This is a genomic window from Alteraquisediminimonas sediminicola (assembly GCF_019740335.1).
GTDB classification, from domain to species: Bacteria; Pseudomonadota; Alphaproteobacteria; order Sphingomonadales; family Sphingomonadaceae; genus Alteraquisediminimonas; species Alteraquisediminimonas sediminicola.
Window position 1 is genome coordinate 29,550 of sequence record NZ_JAHXZS010000004.1, and the last position, 18,548, is coordinate 48,097.

At 58.1% G+C, this 18,548-nt stretch carries 16 protein-coding genes; 11 read left to right on the plus strand and 5 right to left on the minus strand.

The genetic code is table 11. The features are described 5' to 3' along the window. Nucleotides 1–22 precede the first annotated feature (22 nt). Complete coding sequence (locus K6117_RS09505) at nucleotides 23–412, minus strand: hypothetical protein (protein WP_221794371.1); 390 nt, start codon at nucleotides 410–412, stop codon at nucleotides 23–25. A gap of 91 nt (nucleotides 413–503) precedes the next feature. On the opposite strand from K6117_RS09505, the gene K6117_RS09510 reads away from it, so the two are divergent. From K6117_RS09510 to K6117_RS09555, 10 genes are all read left to right on the plus strand, one after another. Beyond that, nucleotides 504–1,745: a sensor histidine kinase gene (locus tag K6117_RS09510; RefSeq protein ID WP_221794373.1), complete on the plus strand. Its 1,242-nt coding sequence runs from the start codon at nucleotides 504–506 to the stop codon at nucleotides 1,743–1,745. 83 nt (nucleotides 1,746–1,828) lie between these two features. Beyond that, nucleotides 1,829–2,875 carry a substrate-binding domain-containing protein gene (locus tag K6117_RS09515; protein ID WP_221794375.1) on the plus strand — a complete coding sequence of 349 codons (1,047 nt, stop codon included), beginning with the start codon at nucleotides 1,829–1,831 and terminating at the stop codon, nucleotides 2,873–2,875. 60 nt (nucleotides 2,876–2,935) lie between these two features. Next, on the plus strand, nucleotides 2,936–4,318 hold the full coding sequence (pstC, locus tag K6117_RS09520; RefSeq protein ID WP_221794378.1) for a phosphate ABC transporter permease subunit PstC: 1,383 nt from the start codon (nucleotides 2,936–2,938) through the stop codon (nucleotides 4,316–4,318). Next, nucleotides 4,311–5,585 carry a phosphate ABC transporter permease PstA gene (gene pstA / locus K6117_RS09525; protein WP_246604997.1) on the plus strand — a complete coding sequence of 425 codons (1,275 nt, stop codon included), beginning with the start codon at nucleotides 4,311–4,313 and terminating at the stop codon, nucleotides 5,583–5,585. The genes pstC and pstA overlap by 8 nt, the downstream gene beginning before the upstream one ends. Nucleotides 5,586–5,593: 8 nt before the next feature. Then, a complete protein-coding gene (gene pstB, locus K6117_RS09530) occupies nucleotides 5,594–6,373 on the plus strand; it encodes a phosphate ABC transporter ATP-binding protein PstB (protein WP_221794380.1) in 780 nt (259 codons plus the stop codon). Nucleotides 6,374–6,384: 11 nt separating this feature from the next. Continuing rightward, a complete protein-coding gene (phoU, locus tag K6117_RS09535) occupies nucleotides 6,385–7,080 on the plus strand; it encodes a phosphate signaling complex protein PhoU (protein WP_221794382.1) in 696 nt (231 codons plus the stop codon). A gap of 29 nt (nucleotides 7,081–7,109) precedes the next feature. Further along, nucleotides 7,110–7,808 carry a phosphate regulon transcriptional regulator PhoB gene (gene phoB / locus K6117_RS09540; protein ID WP_221794384.1) on the plus strand — a complete coding sequence of 233 codons (699 nt, stop codon included), beginning with the start codon at nucleotides 7,110–7,112 and terminating at the stop codon, nucleotides 7,806–7,808. A gap of 32 nt (nucleotides 7,809–7,840) precedes the next feature. Then, a complete protein-coding gene (locus K6117_RS09545; protein ID WP_221794386.1) occupies nucleotides 7,841–8,251 on the plus strand; it encodes a SufE family protein in 411 nt (136 codons plus the stop codon). A 115-nt stretch (nucleotides 8,252–8,366) separates the two neighbouring features. After that, nucleotides 8,367–10,694 carry a DNA translocase FtsK gene (locus K6117_RS09550; RefSeq protein WP_221794388.1) on the plus strand — a complete coding sequence of 776 codons (2,328 nt, stop codon included), beginning with the start codon at nucleotides 8,367–8,369 and terminating at the stop codon, nucleotides 10,692–10,694. A gap of 206 nt (nucleotides 10,695–10,900) precedes the next feature. After that, on the plus strand, nucleotides 10,901–11,353 hold the full coding sequence (locus K6117_RS09555) for a MarR family winged helix-turn-helix transcriptional regulator (RefSeq protein ID WP_221794389.1): 453 nt from the start codon (nucleotides 10,901–10,903) through the stop codon (nucleotides 11,351–11,353). Nucleotides 11,354–11,380: 27 nt separating this feature from the next. Here K6117_RS09555 and mnmA read toward each other — a convergent pair whose 3' ends face one another. Then, nucleotides 11,381–12,466: a tRNA 2-thiouridine(34) synthase MnmA gene (mnmA, locus tag K6117_RS09560; protein WP_221794391.1), complete on the minus strand. Its 1,086-nt coding sequence runs from the start codon at nucleotides 12,464–12,466 to the stop codon at nucleotides 11,381–11,383. A 189-nt stretch (nucleotides 12,467–12,655) separates the two neighbouring features. On the opposite strand from mnmA, the gene secA reads away from it, so the two are divergent. Further along, on the plus strand, nucleotides 12,656–15,394 hold the full coding sequence (gene secA / locus K6117_RS09565) for a preprotein translocase subunit SecA (protein ID WP_221794393.1): 2,739 nt from the start codon (nucleotides 12,656–12,658) through the stop codon (nucleotides 15,392–15,394). 280 nt (nucleotides 15,395–15,674) lie between these two features. On the opposite strand, the gene K6117_RS09570 is transcribed toward secA, so the two are convergent. The 3 genes from K6117_RS09570 to groES all read right to left on the minus strand — a co-directional run bounded on the left by K6117_RS09570 (nucleotide 15,675) and on the right by groES (nucleotide 18,221). Then, complete coding sequence (locus K6117_RS09570; protein ID WP_221794395.1) at nucleotides 15,675–15,974, minus strand: hypothetical protein; 300 nt, start codon at nucleotides 15,972–15,974, stop codon at nucleotides 15,675–15,677. A gap of 216 nt (nucleotides 15,975–16,190) precedes the next feature. After that, nucleotides 16,191–17,846 carry a chaperonin GroEL gene (groL, locus tag K6117_RS09575; protein ID WP_221794397.1) on the minus strand — a complete coding sequence of 552 codons (1,656 nt, stop codon included), beginning with the start codon at nucleotides 17,844–17,846 and terminating at the stop codon, nucleotides 16,191–16,193. 87 nt (nucleotides 17,847–17,933) lie between these two features. Continuing rightward, nucleotides 17,934–18,221: a co-chaperone GroES gene (gene groES, locus K6117_RS09580; RefSeq protein ID WP_221794399.1), complete on the minus strand. Its 288-nt coding sequence runs from the start codon at nucleotides 18,219–18,221 to the stop codon at nucleotides 17,934–17,936. Nucleotides 18,222–18,548: the final 327 nt, after the last annotated feature.

The following is an 18,548-nucleotide window of genomic DNA, read 5'->3' on the forward strand; positions in this document are numbered from 1 at the left end:
TGAACTCGGGTTAAGTGCTGCATCAGCCTTTTGGCATTTGCAACGAGGCATAGCAGGTAAAGCCGCTCATCCCATTCTGCAGCCGCCTGATATAATTGGTATAGGCTTCGCTGGTGGCATAATCGGTGCCGGGTAGGCTGGTCCCATTTTGTAGGGCGGTGCGCACCTCTTCGCCGCTGAATGGCCGGGCTGCAGGCGGGAATGCGCCGGGCGTTGACGGATCGACAAGCAGTCCGTCAGGGCCGATATAAAAATTGGATTGGGCAGGGTCAGGCACCGGAATCTGGCAGTTCAGTACCGAACCTGTCGTCTGGGCAAGGGCTGGACGCACGGTGACGATGGTCGCCGCCGTTACCGCTCCAAGTGCCAACATCTGCCTGCGTGTTGCGGCGAGTTGGGTTTTCCTGTCCATGTCATAATCCTTACGCTACGCACTCGTACACAGACGTTATACAGCACCGCTGAAAACTTGACGAGCCAAGATGGTTAATGCGTGACATGAAATGTTGAACGAATTTTTTCTCTATACGCCGCCATGGGGCCTGTTGCTGTTGGCTGCGGGCTGGGCAGCGATTGTGGGTTGGTCGCCTGCCTTGGCGGGACCGGCGCTGCTCGCGGGGCTGGCGCTTGGATTGGCGGCGTTTCAGCGCATGCGGTTTCAGATCGGACAGGTTGATCCCGGACATTTGATCGAGGTCGCCCCGGTGGCGAACGAGGCGCGTCTGGCGGCGCTGATGGAGGCGATCGACGAGCCCTTGTTGCTGGTGCAGGGGCGTCGGGTGATGCGCGCCAATAAGGCGGGGCTTGCCCTGTTCGGCGCGCATATCGAGGATGAAGATATTCGTCTTGCGATCCGACATCCGGCGGCGGCGGCCTTGTTCAGTCGTTTCGAACGCTCGAACGAACCGCAAGCCCGCCAATTAAAGGGTTTTGGCGGACCTGATCGGCGCTGGCAGATGCGGATTGCGCCGCTGGGCGATGGCGCGGCATTGGTCAGGCTGGCTGATCTTAGCCAGCAGGATGCGGCAGATCGGATGCGTACGGATTTCGTTGCCAATGCCAGCCATGAACTGCGCACGCCGATTGCAGCGTTATTGGGATTTATCGAAACGCTCAACGATCCGATGGCGGGCGGCGATCCTGCAACTCGCAAACGCTTTCTCGGCATTATGGCGACCGAGGCAAAGCGGATGGACCAGCTTGTCAATGACCTGATCTCCCTCTCGCGTATCGAGGCGGATCGATACACCGCGCCCGCCGGGGAGGTGGATCTTGGTGCGCTGGCCCATGTCGTGGCCAATCAGATCATGGCGGCGGGCGTGGCTGCATCCGGGCAGATTGCGGTCGATGTTGCCGAAGGCACGCCATTAGTGAAGGCGGATCGCGGCCAGATAGAACAATTGCTCCACAATCTGATGGGCAATGCCGTCAAATATGGTCGGGTAGGCGCGCCTGTGCGTGTTACGGTCAGGCCAGATGTGGGGGATATGGTGCGTTTGAGCGTCGCGGATGAAGGCGAGGGTATATCGCCCGACCATCTCCCCCGGCTGACCGAGCGTTTCTACCGCGTGGATGCGGGGCGCAGTCGGGCCAGCGGCGGCACCGGCCTTGGCCTCGCCATCGTCAAGAACATCGTGGAGCGTCATCGCGGAACGCTCAATTTTGCATCGCAACAAGGTGTCGGCACCAATGTCACTGTGCGCTTGCCAATGGTGGTGCCAGTCGCTGGGTTGTCCGCGTCATAAAACTGTCATGAAATTGTAACAGAAGAGCCGCGAAGCACGGCTAATGCCCGTGTCGAGATATTTTCGGGGGTTAAAAAACCGACATGAAACGCGCAATTTCAACACTATCGGCCATATCCGTCGCATTGGCCCTGACTGCTTGTGGCGAATCGGGCAACAATGGCGGTGCTCGTGACGGCATTCGCGCTGTCGGTTCATCCACCGTTCTGCCTTTTGCGAAGGCGGTGGCCGATAAATTCGGTCAGAAAAACCCGAACTTCAAGGCGCCCATTGTGGAGTCGCAAGGCACTGGTGGCGGCTTCAAGCTGTTTTGCGCAGGTGTTGGCACGGCCCATCCGGACATTGCGAACGCATCGCGCCGTATCAAAAAGTCCGAACTTGATGACTGCATCAAGAACGGGGTGAAGGATATTGTCGAGGTTCAGGTCGGGATCGACGGCATTGTGCTGGCGCATGCCAAGAATGCCGCGCCGCTGACCTTGAGCGAAGTCGATGTATATAAGGCGCTGGCCGCCAATCCTTTTGGCAAGCCGAACACCGCCAAGACATGGCAAGATGTGAACCCGGCGCTGCCCGCGATTGCGATCAGCGTCTATGGCCCGCCAACGTCTTCCGGCACGCGCGATGCCTTTGCCGAACTGATCCTTGAAAAGGGTTGCGATTCCGATCCGGCGATGAAGGCGCTGAAAGATAGCGACAAGGACAAGCACAAGAATCTTTGCACTGGCGTGCGGGAAGATGGTGCCTATGTCGATGCGGGCGAAAACGATAATCTGATCGTTCAGAAACTTGTCGCCAATCCGAACGCTGTCGGCATCTTCGGTTTCTCCTTCCTCGAAGAGAATGCCGATAAGGTGCAGGGCGTGGCGGTGCAGGGCGTGGTCCCGACCTATGCGACCATCGCCGATTATTCTTATCCAGGTGCGCGTCCGCTCTTCATCTATGTGAAGAAGGCGCATCTGAACTCCATTCCGGGCATCAAGGAATTCCTCGCGGAATTCGCCTCGGCCTGGGGTCCGGGCGGTTATCTTGCCAAGCATGGCATGATCGCCGCGCCGGAGGATGTCCGCAAGAAGAATGCGGACGTCATCGCCAATCTGACGCTGCTCGACCCGGCCAGCATCAATTGATCCATCGCAGCCATCCTGCTCATTGAAAAATGGGCAGGATGACAAGAGTTTTGACCTGACATGATCCAGATCGCGATCTTTTTGGTAATTGGCCTCAGCATCCTCGGCTTTGTCGCGGGTAGAGGTCGTGCCAGTGCCTTTTCCAAGGGACGAACTGCGGCAGCTGTTCGGCCACATAGTCGCCCTAATCATCACGGCGCGCATGTGCTGTTATGGGCGCTGATCCCGGCGTTGCTGGTGGCGGCGGCGTCGAGCGCTTTGGTGCCTGCGCTGGTGAATGATGCGGTGCTGTCCAGCCTGCCCGCCGCGCAACAGCCGCAAAGCCAGATGGATCGGGCGGCGCTGCTGGAAGAGGTTAGCGCGATTGCCAGCGGTCAGAGCATGGGCGGCTTTATCGAAGCCAGCCAAAGCCTGGTCCCGGCGTATAAGGTCGCCAATACCAAGTTCAACGGCATCGCTGCGGCGCTTGCGATATTGGTCGCGGTGATTGGCGGGCTGTTCGGTTTCTCCAAGGTGCGGCCAGATTTCCGGGCGCGGACGCGGGTAGAGCGGTTGACCATGACCGTACTGTTCATGGCCTCGCTGATCGCGATTTTGACGACCATCGGGATCGTCGGTTCGCTGTTGTTCGAATCGATCCGCTTCTTTGGCATGGTATCACCGGTCGAGTTTCTGTTCGGCACCCATTGGAGCCCGCAAATGTCGTCGAGCGGCGCTGCTGCCGGTTCCTATGGCGCGATCCCGTTGTTCTGGGGGACAGTCTTTATCGGTGCGATTATCGCGATGATCGTGGCCATTCCCTTTGGCCTGATGAGCGCGATCTACCTCACCCAATATGCCGCGCCGAAAGTGCGGAGCTGGCTGAAGCCGATCCTGGAGTTGCTCGCGGGCGTGCCGACGGTGGTCTATGGCTATTTCGCCGCACTCACCATCGCGCCGCCGCTGCGTGATTTCGCGGTATCGATCGGCATCACTGGCGCGTCATCGGAAAGCGCCTTGGCCGCCGGTCTGGTGATGGGGGTGATGATCATCCCGTTCGTGTCCTCAATGGCCGATGACAGCATCGCCGCCGTGCCGCAGGCCATGCGCGACGGGTCGTTGGCGATGGGCGCGACGCCATCGGAAACGATCAAGCGCGTGCTGATCCCCGCGGCCTTGCCCGGCATTGTCGGCGGGGTGCTGCTCGCCGTCAGCCGCGCCATCGGTGAAACCATGATCGTGGTGATGGCTGCAGGTCTTGCCGCGAACCTCACCGCCAACCCCTTTGCCAGCGTCACGACCGTCACGACCCAGATCGTGCAGCTGATGACGGGTGATACCGAGTTCGACAGCCCCAAGACGCTTGCGGCATTTGCGCTTGGTTTGGTGCTGTTCCTTGTAACGCTGGCCCTCAACATCATCGCCCTTCGGGTCGTGAAGAAATATCGGGAAGCATATGACTGAGCCGACAACAATGAAGCGGCAGCCCACCGACTGGAGCTCGCCCGCGATGGTGCGGCGGATCAAGGGCCGCTATGCCGCCGAACGCCGTTTCAAGGCGGTGGGGCTGGTGGCGATCCTGATCTCCGTGGCCTTTCTCGCCTTTCTCCTGCTGTCGATGGCGAGCAACGGCGCGCGCGGGTTCATGCGCACCGAAGTGAAGCTGCCGATCGATTTCCCGGCTTCCGCGATCATGATCGATCCGGCGGCGCTGAACGGCACGCCGGACAAGGCCGCAGAAGCCTTGGCCGCCGTCGATTTCGAAGGCCCGGTCGCAACCGCCGCCGAACAGGCTTATGGCGCAGATGGCGCAGGCCTGTTGGCGGACAGCGCGTGGATCATCGTGCGCGATGCGATCAAGGCCGATCCCAGCCTGCTCAGCCGCAAGGCCGAGATCTGGGTGCCTGCCGCAAGCGACCTCGATGTCGCGTTCAAGGGCGAGGGCGATGCCGCGTTGTTGAAGCGGGTGGCCGAGATGAAGCAGGCGGGGGTGATTACCTCCAGCTTCAATAAGGGCTTTCTGACCGGCGCGGATGCGACCGATCCGACGATGGTCGGCATCTGGGGCGCGTTCAAGGGGTCGTTGCTGACGATGATCGTGACGTTGCTGCTGGCCTTTCCGGTCGGTGTGTTCTCGGCGATCTATCTTGAGGAATATGCCCCGCGCAATCGCTGGACCGACCTCATTGAAGTGTCGATCAACAATCTCGCGGCGGTGCCGTCGATCATCTTCGGCCTGTTGGGGCTGGCGGTGTTTCTGGTGATCTTCCCGACGATGCGCTCTGCGCCGTTGATCGGGGGGATGACGCTGGCGCTGATGACGATGCCGGTCATCGTGATTGCGGGGCGTAACGCGATCAAGGCGGTGCCGCCATCGATCCGCGATGCGGCGCTCGGCATTGGCGCCTCGCCGGTGCAGGTGGTGTTCCACCATGTGTTGCCGCTCGCGCTGCCGGGGATTTTGACCGGCACGATCATTGGCATGGCCCGTGCGCTGGGTGAAACCGCGCCGTTGCTGATGGTCGGGATGCGGGCGTTTATCTCGGCCCCGCCTGCGGGCTTTACCGATCCGGCGACCGTGTTGCCGGTGCAGATCTTCCTGTGGTCGGATGAAGTCAGCCGTGGCTTTGTCGAAAAGACCTCGGCGGCGATCATCGTCCTCCTCGTATTCCTTCTCGCGATGAATGGCATGGCCATTTACCTGCGCAATCGTTTTGAAACCCGGTGGTGAACCAGATCATGTCCAATATTGAAAGCGCATCCACGCTCAAGATGACGGCGCGCAACGTCGACATCTTTTACGGCGAAAAACAGGCGATCAACAATGTCTCGATCGATGTGTCGATGGAACATGTGACCGCGTTCATCGGCCCGTCGGGCTGCGGCAAATCGACGTTCCTGCGGACATTGAACCGGATGAACGACACGATTTCATCGGCGCGGGTCACCGGCGACATCCGGCTGGACGGCCATGACATTTATGCGCCGGACATGGATGTGGTCCAGCTGCGCGCCCGGGTCGGGATGGTGTTTCAAAAGCCGAACCCGTTCCCGAAGTCGATCTATGAAAACATCGCGTACGGCCCGCGCATCCACGGCCTTGCCACCGGCAAGAGCGAGATGGACGAGATCGTCGAGAAGTCGCTGCGCCGTGCGGGCCTGTGGGATGAAGTGAAGGACCGTCTGGCCGATAGCGGCACGGCGCTGTCCGGTGGTCAGCAGCAGCGCCTGTGCATTGCGCGCGCGATTGCGGTCGATCCGGAAGTGATCCTGATGGACGAGCCCTGCTCGGCGCTCGATCCGATCGCCACCGCCAAGATCGAGGAGCTGATCCACGAACTGCGCGGTCGTTATGCGATGGTGATCGTGACCCACAATATGCAGCAGGCCGCCCGCGTGTCACAGCGCACGGCCTTTTTCCACCTTGGTACGCTTGTCGAATATGGCGAGACGTCGGACATCTTCACCAACCCGCGTGAAGAAAAGACCAAGGATTACATCACGGGCCGTTACGGTTGAGGAGCGCAGATATGCCAAGCAATACAGGACATACGGTCAAGGCGTTCGACGAGGAACTGGGCCAATTGCGCGCCCTCATCTCCGAGATGGGCGGCCTTGCCGAACAGGCCATCAATCAGGCCATGCAGGCACTGACGCGCCGGGATAATGATGCGGCGATGCGCGTGGTCGAGAATGACCATCGGATTGATGCGCTGGAGATGGAAGTGGAGCGCCTCGCGGTCCGCCTGATCGCCTTGCGCGCCCCGATGGCGGACGATCTGCGCGAAGTCGTGGCCGCGATGAAGATTGCGGGCGTGGTCGAACGTATTGGCGATTATGCCAAGAATATCGCCAAGCGCGTGCCGCAATTCGCCGAGGCCAAGGACATTGGTCCCCTCGCGATTTTGCCGGAAATGGGCAAGATGGCGAGTGAAATGGTGCGCACCGCGCTGGATGCCTTTGCCGCGCGCAGCCCGGAACAGGCACAGGCCGTTGTCGCCCGCGATACCGCGCTCGACACTTTCTACAATAGCGTGTTCCGCGCCTTGCTGACCTATATGATGGAAAATCCGCACAATATCACGCCGTGCGCCCATCTGTTGTTCATGGCCAAGAATCTTGAACGGGTCGGCGATCATGCCACCAATATCGGCGAGATGGTCTATTTCGCCGCGACCGGCGCGCATCTCGCTGAACGCGTGCGCGGCGGTGATCTGGACGACTGATCCTCACTTCACGATCGGATTTAGCGCTCATGGCACAACCTCGCCTCTTGCTGGTGGAAGACGATCCGGCGCTGGCCGAACTGCTCAAATGGAATTTTGAGCGGGAGAATTATATCGTCGATCATACGGCGGATGGCGAGGAGGCGCTGCTGCTCGCGCGGGAGGCGACACCCGATCTGGTCCTGCTCGATTGGATGATCGAGGGCCTGTCCGGGCTTGAAGTCTGTCGCCGTCTGCGTCGTCTGCCCGATACGGCCAATGTGCCGATCATCATGCTGACCGCGCGGGGCGAGGAAGAAGACCGTATTCGCGGTTTGGAAACCGGCGCGGATGATTATGTCACCAAGCCGTTTTCGCCGCGTGAACTGATTGCGCGGGTGGGCGCGGTATTGCGCCGGGTCCGCCCTGCGCTGTCGGCTGAAATCCTCGAATATGCGGACATCAGCATGGATTTGGTCGCCCATCGGGTGAAGCGCGGTGGCGATGTGGTCAATCTCGGTCCCACCGAATTCCGCTTGTTGCGGCATTTTATGGAGCATCCGGGCCGCGTCTTTTCGCGCGAACGGCTGTTGGATGCGGTCTGGGGCCAAGATAGCGACATCGAGGTCCGCACCGTCGATGTGCATATCCGCCGCTTGCGCAAGGCAATCAACGAAGGCGACAGGGCGGATATTATCCGCACTGTGCGTTCGGCAGGCTATGCGCTGGATGCTGATGGCAGCCTTTGACGACTTGGGCGCCCGTCGTTAAGGCAGGCGGCATGACACGCTCTATCACCGACCTCGTCGAAGAATATGAATTTCTCGACAAAGACGACCGTTATCGCCTGCTGATCGAGCTTGGAAACGAGCTGGAACCGATGCCCGATGCGCTGAAAAATGACGCGACATTGGTGCGGGGCTGTTCCGCCAGCGTGTGGATATATCCGGTCGAAGGCGAGGGCGGGACGCTCCATTTCCTGGCGGACAGCAACGCCGCGATCACCAAGGGGATCGTCGCCTTGGTAATCCTGATGGTGCAGGACCGTCCGGCCAAGGAGATCGCTGCGATGGACATTGCAGATGCCCTTGCGCCGTTCGATCTTAAAAACCAGCTCAGTTCCAATCGGACGCAGGGCATTCCCAATATGATCGCGTTGATCCGGGAAACGGCGGGCCGGTTGGCAGGTTGAGCAATACGGGCAGCGGTGGTGACACGCGCCCGTACGATAAAGACGCGCCTTTTGGCGTCTGCTTGACGCGGACTCCTCATCCGGCGCATTGTCCCGCGAGTTTCAAGAGGGCATCATGGCAAGCAGGGCACCTAATATAACCGGCGGCAATTGGCGGGCAGCCATTCGACGGGCCATTGTCCGCAGTTCGGCGTTTATCGGCGGCATTGGCATGGTCGCGCTTGCGCTGGCTCTTGCCTTCGCCTTAGCCAGCTATCACGGCAGCGATCCGTCGCTGAATACCGCAGCGGGTGGCCCAGTTGAAAATTGGCTGGGGATGCCCGGCGCCTATGTCGCCGATTTGCTGCTGACCCTGTTCGGGCTGGCGGCGGGGCTGACCGTGCCTTTGTTGCTGGTGATCGGGATGCGGTTGATGCGCGATCATCCGATCGGTCGACCAAAGGCGCAGTTTTTCTGGTTGTTGGGTGCCATGCTGCTCTTCGGCAGTGGCTTCGCCACGCTCGATAATAGTGCCAGCAGTAGCCTGCCCGGTGGCCGTGGCGGGGTCATCGGCATGTTGGTCGGTTGGCTCAACCATGCGGGCCTGTCACTGATTGGCGATCTGGCGATTAGCCGCATTCTTTCGCTGGTAATATCGGTCGTACTGGTGCTGGTGGGGCTGTTCTTCGTCTGGCGCGCGCTAGATGTGCAGCCGGGTGAGTTCGACTGGTTGTTCGGTCGCGGGCGCGATGATGACGGCGATGAAGACTGGCCGCACGAGAAGGAAGAGCGCCGGGCAGAAAAGCCTGTGCCGGTCCGCCGTCCGTTAGACGAGGGGGCCGCATTTGAGGCGCCGCCGATTGTGCCGACCGTCATCAATGATCGCCCGTCCGGGTCGGATCAGGTGCGTCGCAAGACCAAATCAAGACAGGAATCGCTCGATCTACGTGATCGCTACACATTGCCGGGGCTAGATTTGCTGTTGCCGCCACCGCCGTCCACGGGGTTTGTCATCGACAAGGCAGCGCTGGAGCGCAACGCCCGGCTGCTGGAATCGGTGCTGGATGATTTCCATGTGAAGGGCCAGATTGTCGAGGTGCGCCCCGGCCCGGTCGTGACCATGTATGAACTAGAGCCGGCTGCCGGGATCAAGGCCAATCGCGTGGTGCAGCTTGCGGACGATATCGCGCGCAATATGTCGGCATTGTCGGCCCGTGTTGCGACTATTCCGGGGCGCAGCGTGATCGGCATCGAACTGCCCAATGCCAAGCGCGAGTCTGTGTATCTCGCGGATCTTGTCGCCTCGGATGCTTTTGAGGATATGACCGCGCAATTGCCGATCATTCTCGGCAAGAATATTTCCGGCGATCCGGTCGTGGCGGATCTCGCGCCGATGCCGCACTTGCTGGTGGCAGGGACCACCGGTTCGGGTAAATCGGTCGGTCTCAACTGCATGATCCTGTCGTTGCTCTATCGCCTGACGCCAGAGCAATGCCGGATGATCATGATCGATCCGAAGATGCTCGAACTGAGCATCTATGATGATATCCCACATCTGCTCGCCCCTGTGGTGACGGACCCGCCCAAGGCGATCCGCGCGCTGAAATGGGCGGTGGAGCAGATGGAGGATCGCTATCGAATGATGGCCTCGGTCTCGGTCCGCAGCCTAGCCGGGTTCAATGAAAAGGTGCGCGGGGCCAAGGCCAAGGGCCAGCCGCTCGGTCGCCGGGTGCAGACCGGCTATGATGCCGATAGCGGCCAGCCGATCTATGAGGAAGAACAGCTCGAATATGAACCATTGCCGCATATCGTGGTGATCGTTGACGAGTTGGCCGATTTGATGATGACGGCGGGCAAGGAAGTCGAATTCCTGATTCAGCGGCTCGCTCAGAAGGCGCGCGCCGCAGGCATCCATCTGATCATGGCGACGCAGCGGCCATCGGTCGATGTCATTACCGGCGTGATCAAGGCGAACCTGCCAACGCGGATCAGTTTTTCCGTGACCTCGAAGATCGATAGTCGCACCATTTTGGGTGATCAGGGCGCGGAACAATTATTGGGCAAGGGCGATATGCTCTATATGCCGGGGGGCAAGCAGATTTCACGCGTGCATGGCCCGTTTGTCTCGGATGAGGAAGTGCGCGCGGTTGCCGATTTCTGGCGGGCGCAGGGGACGCCCGATTATATCCATGCCGTGACCGAAGAATCCGAAGATTCCGGCTATGCGATGGAGGGCGCGCCCGAGGGCGATGACAGCCCGGAAGGCCAGCTATATGCCAAGGCGGTGCAGGTCGTGGCCGAAAGCCAAAAGGCATCGACCAGCTATATTCAGCGTCAGTTGCGGATCGGCTATAATAGCGCCGCGCGCCTGATTGAACGGATGGAAAAAGAAGGCAAGGTCGGAGTCCCCGATCATGTTGGCCGTCGCGAAGTGCTGATCGATACGGATGGTCGTCCGGTCTGAAAAATAGCTATGAAAAATAAATCTTCATTTTGGATGTAAATTGCGTTGACCTTGTTGCGCAAGATGAGAAGGAATGCGCACAGTGATATTTAAATTATTTTTAATTAAATAAGCCAAATATCACTGGGGGGGGGCAACGAACGCGTTTCGATGGCTTAACGTGAGTAAATGTTGTGGTTTTTCAAGGCGACGACTTACCGGAACAGTTGAGGACGTTCCGCAACGAACTCGATCATTTGATGTTGGCATTTGACCGACTGAAAAATCGGGGAAATAGCCGGGCCAATATCAATAATTTTGATCGCGTGCTGAATTTCTATCGCGTGGCCAAGAGCGTCGCCTCTATGCGGCGGGAGCGGAGTAAATTTTTCGCAGATGATCTCTTTGGGGAACCTGCATGGGATATTTTGCTCGACCTTTTCATCGCATCGGCGGATGAGCGCCCTATATCTGTTACCAGTGCCTGTCTTGCTTCCGGCGTGCCGTTGACAACCGCTTTGCGCTGTCTCGATAATCTTGTGCGCCAAGGACTGGTCTCTCGGTCCCCGGATAAGCAGGATCGACGTCGGGCAATTGTGTCGCTGACCCCGAAGGGACAAGGTGCGGTCGAAGCCTGGATCGACATGGCCAATGATAAAATGGGCGCTATTTACGCCTGAGCGGCGTAGCGAAGTAACCGCGAGGACTTAGGCGGTTTCCTCGATCCAGCCGCCGCCCAGCACTTGTTCGCCATCATATAAGACGGCGGCCTGCCCCGGCGATACGCCATAAGCCGCCTCATTGAACACCAGCCACTCGCCTTGCATGACGGCGGGGGTTGGCTTGGCCAATGATCGCACCTTGGCCATGATCGGACGGCCTTCGACATTGCCCAGCCAGCTTGGATCGGTGATGCGCGCCCTGTTGATCGCCAGCGCCTCGCGCGGGCCGACGATCACGGCCTGCCGCTCCGGCTCCAGCCGCACGACATATAAAGGTTCGACCAGCCCGCCGAGTTCCAGCCCCCGGCGCTGGCCGACGGTATAATGGATCAACCCTTTGTGCCGTCCGAGTTCGCGCCCTTCCATATCGAGGATGGGGCCATCGATCCCGGCTTCCGGGCGGACCTTGCGGACCACGCTGGCATAATCGCCATTGGGGACGAAGCAGATATCCTGACTATCCGGCTTCAACGCGACGCCAAGGCCCAGTTCCTGCGCGATGGCGCGGACATCTGTCTTGGGCATGCCGCCAAGCGGGAAGCGGAGATAATCAAGCTGTTCACCGGTGGTCGCAAACAGGAAATAGCTTTGATCACGCGCCGGATCGGCGGCGCGGTGGAGTTCAGCGCCCAATGGCCCGACCTCGCGGCGCACATAATGGCCCGTGGCGAGGCAGTCCGCGCCCAATTCCTTGGCCAGTCGGAACAAGTCGGTGAACTTCACCCCCATGTTGCAGCGGACACAGGGGATGGGCGTGCGCCCGCGCAGATATTCATCGGCAAATTGATCGATCACCGATTGGCGAAAACTGCTTTCATGATCGAACACATAATGGGCAATGCCGAGACGATCCGCGACAGCGCGCGCATCGCGAATATCCTGCCCGGCGCAGCAGCTACCCGTCCGCCCCACGGCAGCGCCATGATCGTACAGCTGGAGCGTGATGCCGATGGTTTCCGCGCCCGAACGTGCGGCAAGGGCTGCCACCACGGATGAATCGACGCCGCCCGACATGGCAACGACAATGCGGCGGGCCTTGGCCGGGCCTTCGAGTTGGAAAAGATCGAACATGATGGGGGCGATGTAGTGGTTCCCAGCCGCTTTTACTAGCCTGTCAAACCCGCGTCATGCCAAGCAAAGGCGCGCCTCTTTCCTTGGCCCATTCCTTGACCTTTGCCCTGCCAGACCCTATTTCGCGAGTTCGGATCTGCGGGGCGTGAGGCTCAGGCGTTTCCCTGACGTGTTTTTCAAGGATTTTCCATGGTTTTCGCCCGGGTTGCCAAATCGATTTTCGGTTCATCTAACGACCGTTACGTCAAATCTCTGCGTAAGATCGTTGATCGGATCAATGCGCTGGAACCCGAAATTTCCGCGCTCGACGATGACGCGCTGAAGCACCAGACGATCAAGTTCCGGGAATATCTGGCTGCGGGCCAATCGCTCGACGATATTTTGCCGGAAGCCTTCGCCACTGTGCGCGAGGCGGCGAAGCGCGTGCTTGGTCAGCGCCATTATGATGTGCAGCTGATCGGCGGCATCGTCCTGCATCGCGGCGAAATCGCGGAAATGCGCACGGGTGAGGGCAAGACCTTGGTCGCGACGCTGGCTTGCTATCTGAACGCCTTGTCCGGCGAGGGCGTCCATGTCGTCACCGTCAATGATTATCTGGCGCGCCGCGATGCGGACTGGATGGGGCAGGTCTATCGCTTCCTCGGCCTGACGGTCGGCGTGATCGTGCCCAACCTCGATGAATATGCGCGTAGAGAGGCGTATAACGCCGACATCACCTATGCGACCAACAACGAACTCGGTTTCGACTATCTCCGCGACAATATGAAATATGATCGCGAACAGATGGTCCACCGTCCGTTCAGCTACGCGATCATCGATGAAGTCGATTCGATCCTGATCGACGAAGCCCGGACGCCACTGATCATTTCGGGACCGACCGACGATAAGTCGGAACTCTACATCGCGGTCGATGCGATCGTGAAGAATCTGTCGGCAGAAGATTATGAAGTCGATGAAAAGCAGCGCTCGATCATCCTGACCGAAGATGGCACCGAAAAGGCCGAACGGCTGTTGGAAGATGCGGGCCTGTTGCTGGGCAGCAACCTGTATGATTATGAAAACACGCAGGTCGTCCACCACCTCAATCAGGCGTTGAAGGCCAATGTCATCTTCCGTCGCGACATTGATTATATCGTGAAAGACGACAAGGTCGTCATCATCGACGAATTCACTGGTCGTATGATGGATGGCCGTCGTTGGTCCGATGGCCTGCATCAGGCGGTCGAGGCCAAGGAAGGCGCGCATATCGAGCCGGAAAACCAGACATTGGCATCGATCACGTTCCAGAATTTCTTTCGCATGTATCCGAAAATCGGTGGCATGACCGGGACCGCGCTTACCGAAGCGCCGGAATTCTTTGACATTTACAAGATGAACGTCGTCACCATTCCGACCAATGTCGATGTGAAGCGCATCGATCAGGATGACGAATTCTACAAGAATGAACAGGACAAGTTCGCCGCCATCACCCAGGCGATCAAAGAAGCATCGCTGCGCGATCAGCCGGTGCTTGTCGGCACGGTGTCGATTGAAAAGTCGGAATTGCTGTCGGAATTCCTGAAGAAGGAAGGCGTGGATCATAATGTCCTGAACGCCCGTTATCACGAAATGGAAGCTCATATCGTGGCGCAGGCGGGGCGTCTTGGCGCAGTCACGATTGCGACGAACATGGCCGGTCGCGGCACCGATATTCAGTTGGGCGGCAATCTCGAATTCCGTATGGCGGACGAGCTTGCGGGCATGGAAGACGGTCCGGAAAAGGATCAGGCCATCGCCGGGATCAAGGCCGAGATCGACGCCGAAAAGGCGCGCGTGCTCGAGGCGGGTGGCCTGTTCGTGCTCGGCACGGAGCGCCATGAAAGCCGCCGTATCGACAATCAGCTGCGTGGCCGTTCGGGCCGTCAGGGCGATCCGGGCCTGTCGCGTTTTTACCTCTCGCTTGACGATGACCTGCTGCGCATCTTTGGGCCGCAGACGATGTTCGCCAAGATGATGAACAAGAATCTGGAAGACGGCGAAGCCATCGTCTCGCCATGGATTTCCAAGGCCATCGAAACCGCGCAGAAGAAGGTCGAAGCCCGCAATTACGACATTCGCAAGCAGGTCGTTGAATATGATGATGTGATGAACGACCAGCGCAAGGTCATTTATGAACAGCGCGCTGACATCATGGATGCCGATGCCGTCGATGATATTGTCGATGACATGCGCCATGAAACGATCAACGCTTTGGTGGGCGATGCCTGCCCGCCGGAAACCTATCCGGAGCAATGGGACATTGCCGGGCTGCAAGAGCGTGTCGCTTCTTGCCTCAATCTCCAGCCGCAGTTCAGCGCATGGCTTGAAGAAGATGGAATCGAACCCGAGACCATCGAGGAACGCCTGCGCGCGATGTCGGATGAACTGATCGCCGCCAAGATTGCAGCGATTGACCCGGAGATGCGCCGCAGCATCGAAAAGTCGATCCTGCTCCAGACGCTCGATCATCATTGGAAGGAGCATCTGGCGACGCTTGATGCGCTGCGTCAGGTGATTCACCTGCGCGCTTATGCGCAAAAGCAGCCGATCAACGAATATAAGCGCGAAGCCTTCGCCATGTTCGAACGGATGCTGTCTGAAATTCGCGAAGGCGTTGCCCGTATCATTTCCTTCGCCCAGTTCCAGATGGAAGATCCGGCGCCGCTGCCTTCGATGCCGGACATTTTTACGACCCATATCGACCCGCTGACGGGCGAGGATGACAGTAGCGATATCGATGCCGGTTCAGGACTTGTCACGACCCGCATTCCGCCATTGCAGCATATCCAGCTCGACAATCCGGATCTTGGTGCGGACCCTGCTACCTGGGGCGACAATATCAGCCGCAATGCGCCTTGCCCTTGCGGGTCCGGCCAGAAATTCAAGCATTGTCATGGCAAGCTTGCCTAAGCTTTAGCTTTCAAGCTTTTGCACCAGAGCTTTGGGTTCAACCCGCTGGGCGGGGCCGGCTAGATCGCAACCGCTGAGGTTGTGATTATTTGTCGGTCTCGTGATTTTTGGTTCTATTTTCGTGGTTTGTGGCAATATTGACCATCGCCTTGGTTACGGCTTTTGCTGCGCTGCGAGTTGCATTCATTGTACGCACTCACCGATTTTGGCAGTGATGGACGCTGATTTTGCTACTAATCGCTTCCCTTATTATAGGTCGGGCAGTTCATGGATCGAAGGCCTAGATTTTCGCGGTGCTTTGCCCATCTTTTTTAATAATTGAAATAATGTCTATAGGGTATCTAAATATACCTTTAAATATTTCTAAGCTATAATCATATATTATGCAGTAAACATTCAATGAATTTAGGGATATTTCCACTTCATCTCCAATATTAATTGGTGCTTTTGTGGTAAAATTAATTCCATATTCAGAGATGTTTTGTAGAAATATGGGGTGATATTCCTCATTGTGCAGCAATAGAGAATCTATATCTAAATCGGCGCCTTGCCACAATTTTTGACGCCGATGATCGTTCATTGCCAGCTCCGCCTCTCATATCAATCGGCAATAAGGGGATATCTCCGCATTCGAGATATTCATTTCTCCATATTTTGGAGTAATCTTAATTTCGGCTTTGATAAAGATAATTTATCGGGGGCTAAAATAAGCCCCCTAAAGCCGCTTTGCCCGCAAGCCAAAAAAAGGGCCGGAGGATTGCTCCCCCGGCCCATTTTTGCGTCTTGGGGTGATGGATTAGAAATCCATGCCGCCCATACCGCCCATGCCGCCCATGCCGCCGGGCATGCCGCCCATGGCCGGACCCTTGTCTTCCGGAGAATCCGAAATCGCGGCTTCGGTGGTGATGAGCAGGCCAGCGACCGACGCCGCATCCTGCAACGCGGTGCGCACAACCTTGGTCGGATCGATCACGCCGGCCTTGACGAGGTTTTCATACACATCGGTCGATGCGTTGAAGCCCTGATTTTCGTCATTTTCGCGCAGCAGATTGCCCGAAACAACCGCACCGTCGAAACCAGCGTTGGTGGCGATCTGACGCAGCGGCGCGACAATCGCCTTGCGGATGATGTCGATACCGCGGGTCTGGTCGTCATTCGCGCCCTTCAGGCCATCAAGGGCCTTGGTGGCATAAAGCAACGCCGTGCCGCCGCCCGGAACGATACCTTCTTCAACCGCAGCGCGGGTGGCGTGCAGCGCATCGTCAACGCGATCCTTGCGTTCCTTCACTTCGACTTCCGTCGAACCGCCGACCTTGATCACTGCAACGCCGCCAGCCAGTTTGGCCAGACGTTCCTGCAGCTTTTCCTTGTCATATTCGGACGTGGTGTTTTCGATCTGCGCACGGATAGCTTCAACGCGGCCCTTGATCGCGGTCGCATCGCCAGCGCCATCGACGATGACGGTGTTGTCCTTGTCGATCGTGACGCGCTTGGCCTGGCCGAGCATCGCGAGCGTGACGGTTTCAAGCTTGATGCCGAGGTCTTCCGAGATCATTTCACCCTTGGTGAGGATCGCGATGTCTTCCAGCATCGCCTTGCGACGATCGCCGAAGCCCGGTGCCTTGACGGCAGCGATCTTCAGGCCGCCACGCAGCTTGTTGACGACGAGGGTGGCAAGGGCTTCGCCTTCGATGTCTTCCGCGATGATCAGGAGCGGACGGCCCGACTGGACGACAGCTTCCAGAATCGGGAGCATCGCCTGCAGGTTCGACAGCTTCTTTTCATGGATCAGGATGAACGGGTCGTTCAATTCGACGTTCATCTTTTCCGGGTTGGTGATGAAGTAAGGCGACAGATAGCCACGGTCGAACTGCATGCCTTCGACGACATCGAGTTCGAAATCGAGACCCTTGGCTTCTTCAACCGTGATCACGCCTTCCTTGCCGACCTTTTCCATGGCTTCAGCGATCTTTTCGCCGACCACCGTGTCGCCATTGGCCGAGATGATACCGACCTGTGCGATTTCCGACGAACCCGAAACCGGCTTCGAACGCTTCTTGAGGTCTTCAACCACAACGCCGACAGCCTGATCGATGCCGCGCTTCAAATCCATCGGGTTCATGCCAGCGGCAACCGACTTCATGCCTTCGCGCACGATGGCCTGTGCCAGCACGGTCGCGGTGGTGGTGCCATCGCCAGCCGCGTCATTCGCCTTGGAAGCGACTTCGCGGATCATCTGTGCGCCCATGTTTTCGAACTTGTCTTTCAGTTCGATTTCCTTGGCGACGGTGACGCCGTCCTTGGTGATGCGCGGTGCGCCGAAGCTCTTGTCGATGACGACGTTACGACCCTTGGGGCCGAGCGTGACCTTGACGGCATCTGCAAGGATATCAACGCCGCGCAGAATGCGTTCACGGGCATCGCGGCCAAATTTTACGTCTTTTGCAGCCATGTGCAATTCCTTCTTAAAATCTGATGGCGGCCATATCGGCCACCGATATCAGTGAGAAAAATGGGAGAAAATTTCAGGCGGGCTAAATTAGCCAACGATCCCGAGAATGTCCGATTCCTTCATGATCAACAGGTCTTCGCCGTCGATCTTCACTTCGGTGCCCGACCATTTGCCGAACAGGATCTTGTCGCCAGCCTTGACGTCGAGCGGGGTCACCTTGCCATCTTCATTCTTGGCGCCGGTGCCGACAGAGACAACTTCGCCTTCTTGTGGCTTTTCCTTGGCGGTTTCAGGGATGATGATCCCGCCAGCGGTCTTTTCTTCTGCTTCAACGCGACGAACCAGCACGCGATCGTGCAGCGGACGAAATGCCATGGATATCTTCCTCTCAAAATAGATGCGCCAGCCTTTGTCGCAACGACTCGGACTGGCACTAAAAGGTGATTAGCACTCGATAGGGGTGAGTGCTAACGATGCTGGATATGGGGTCGGGGGAAAAAGCGGTCAAGGGCACGGGACCAAATTTTTTCGCCATGCATATGCCATTGCACATGACGCGTATTTCATGTTTTCATATGCTGCTGAATCCTGGTTTTCAGTCCAGCCATTGAATTTCTGCCGATAAGATATATATAGGAAATGCTAACGTCGCCTGCGACTGAATTTTTGAAGCCCTTCGGTTATCCTTTTCTTTTCTTGCTA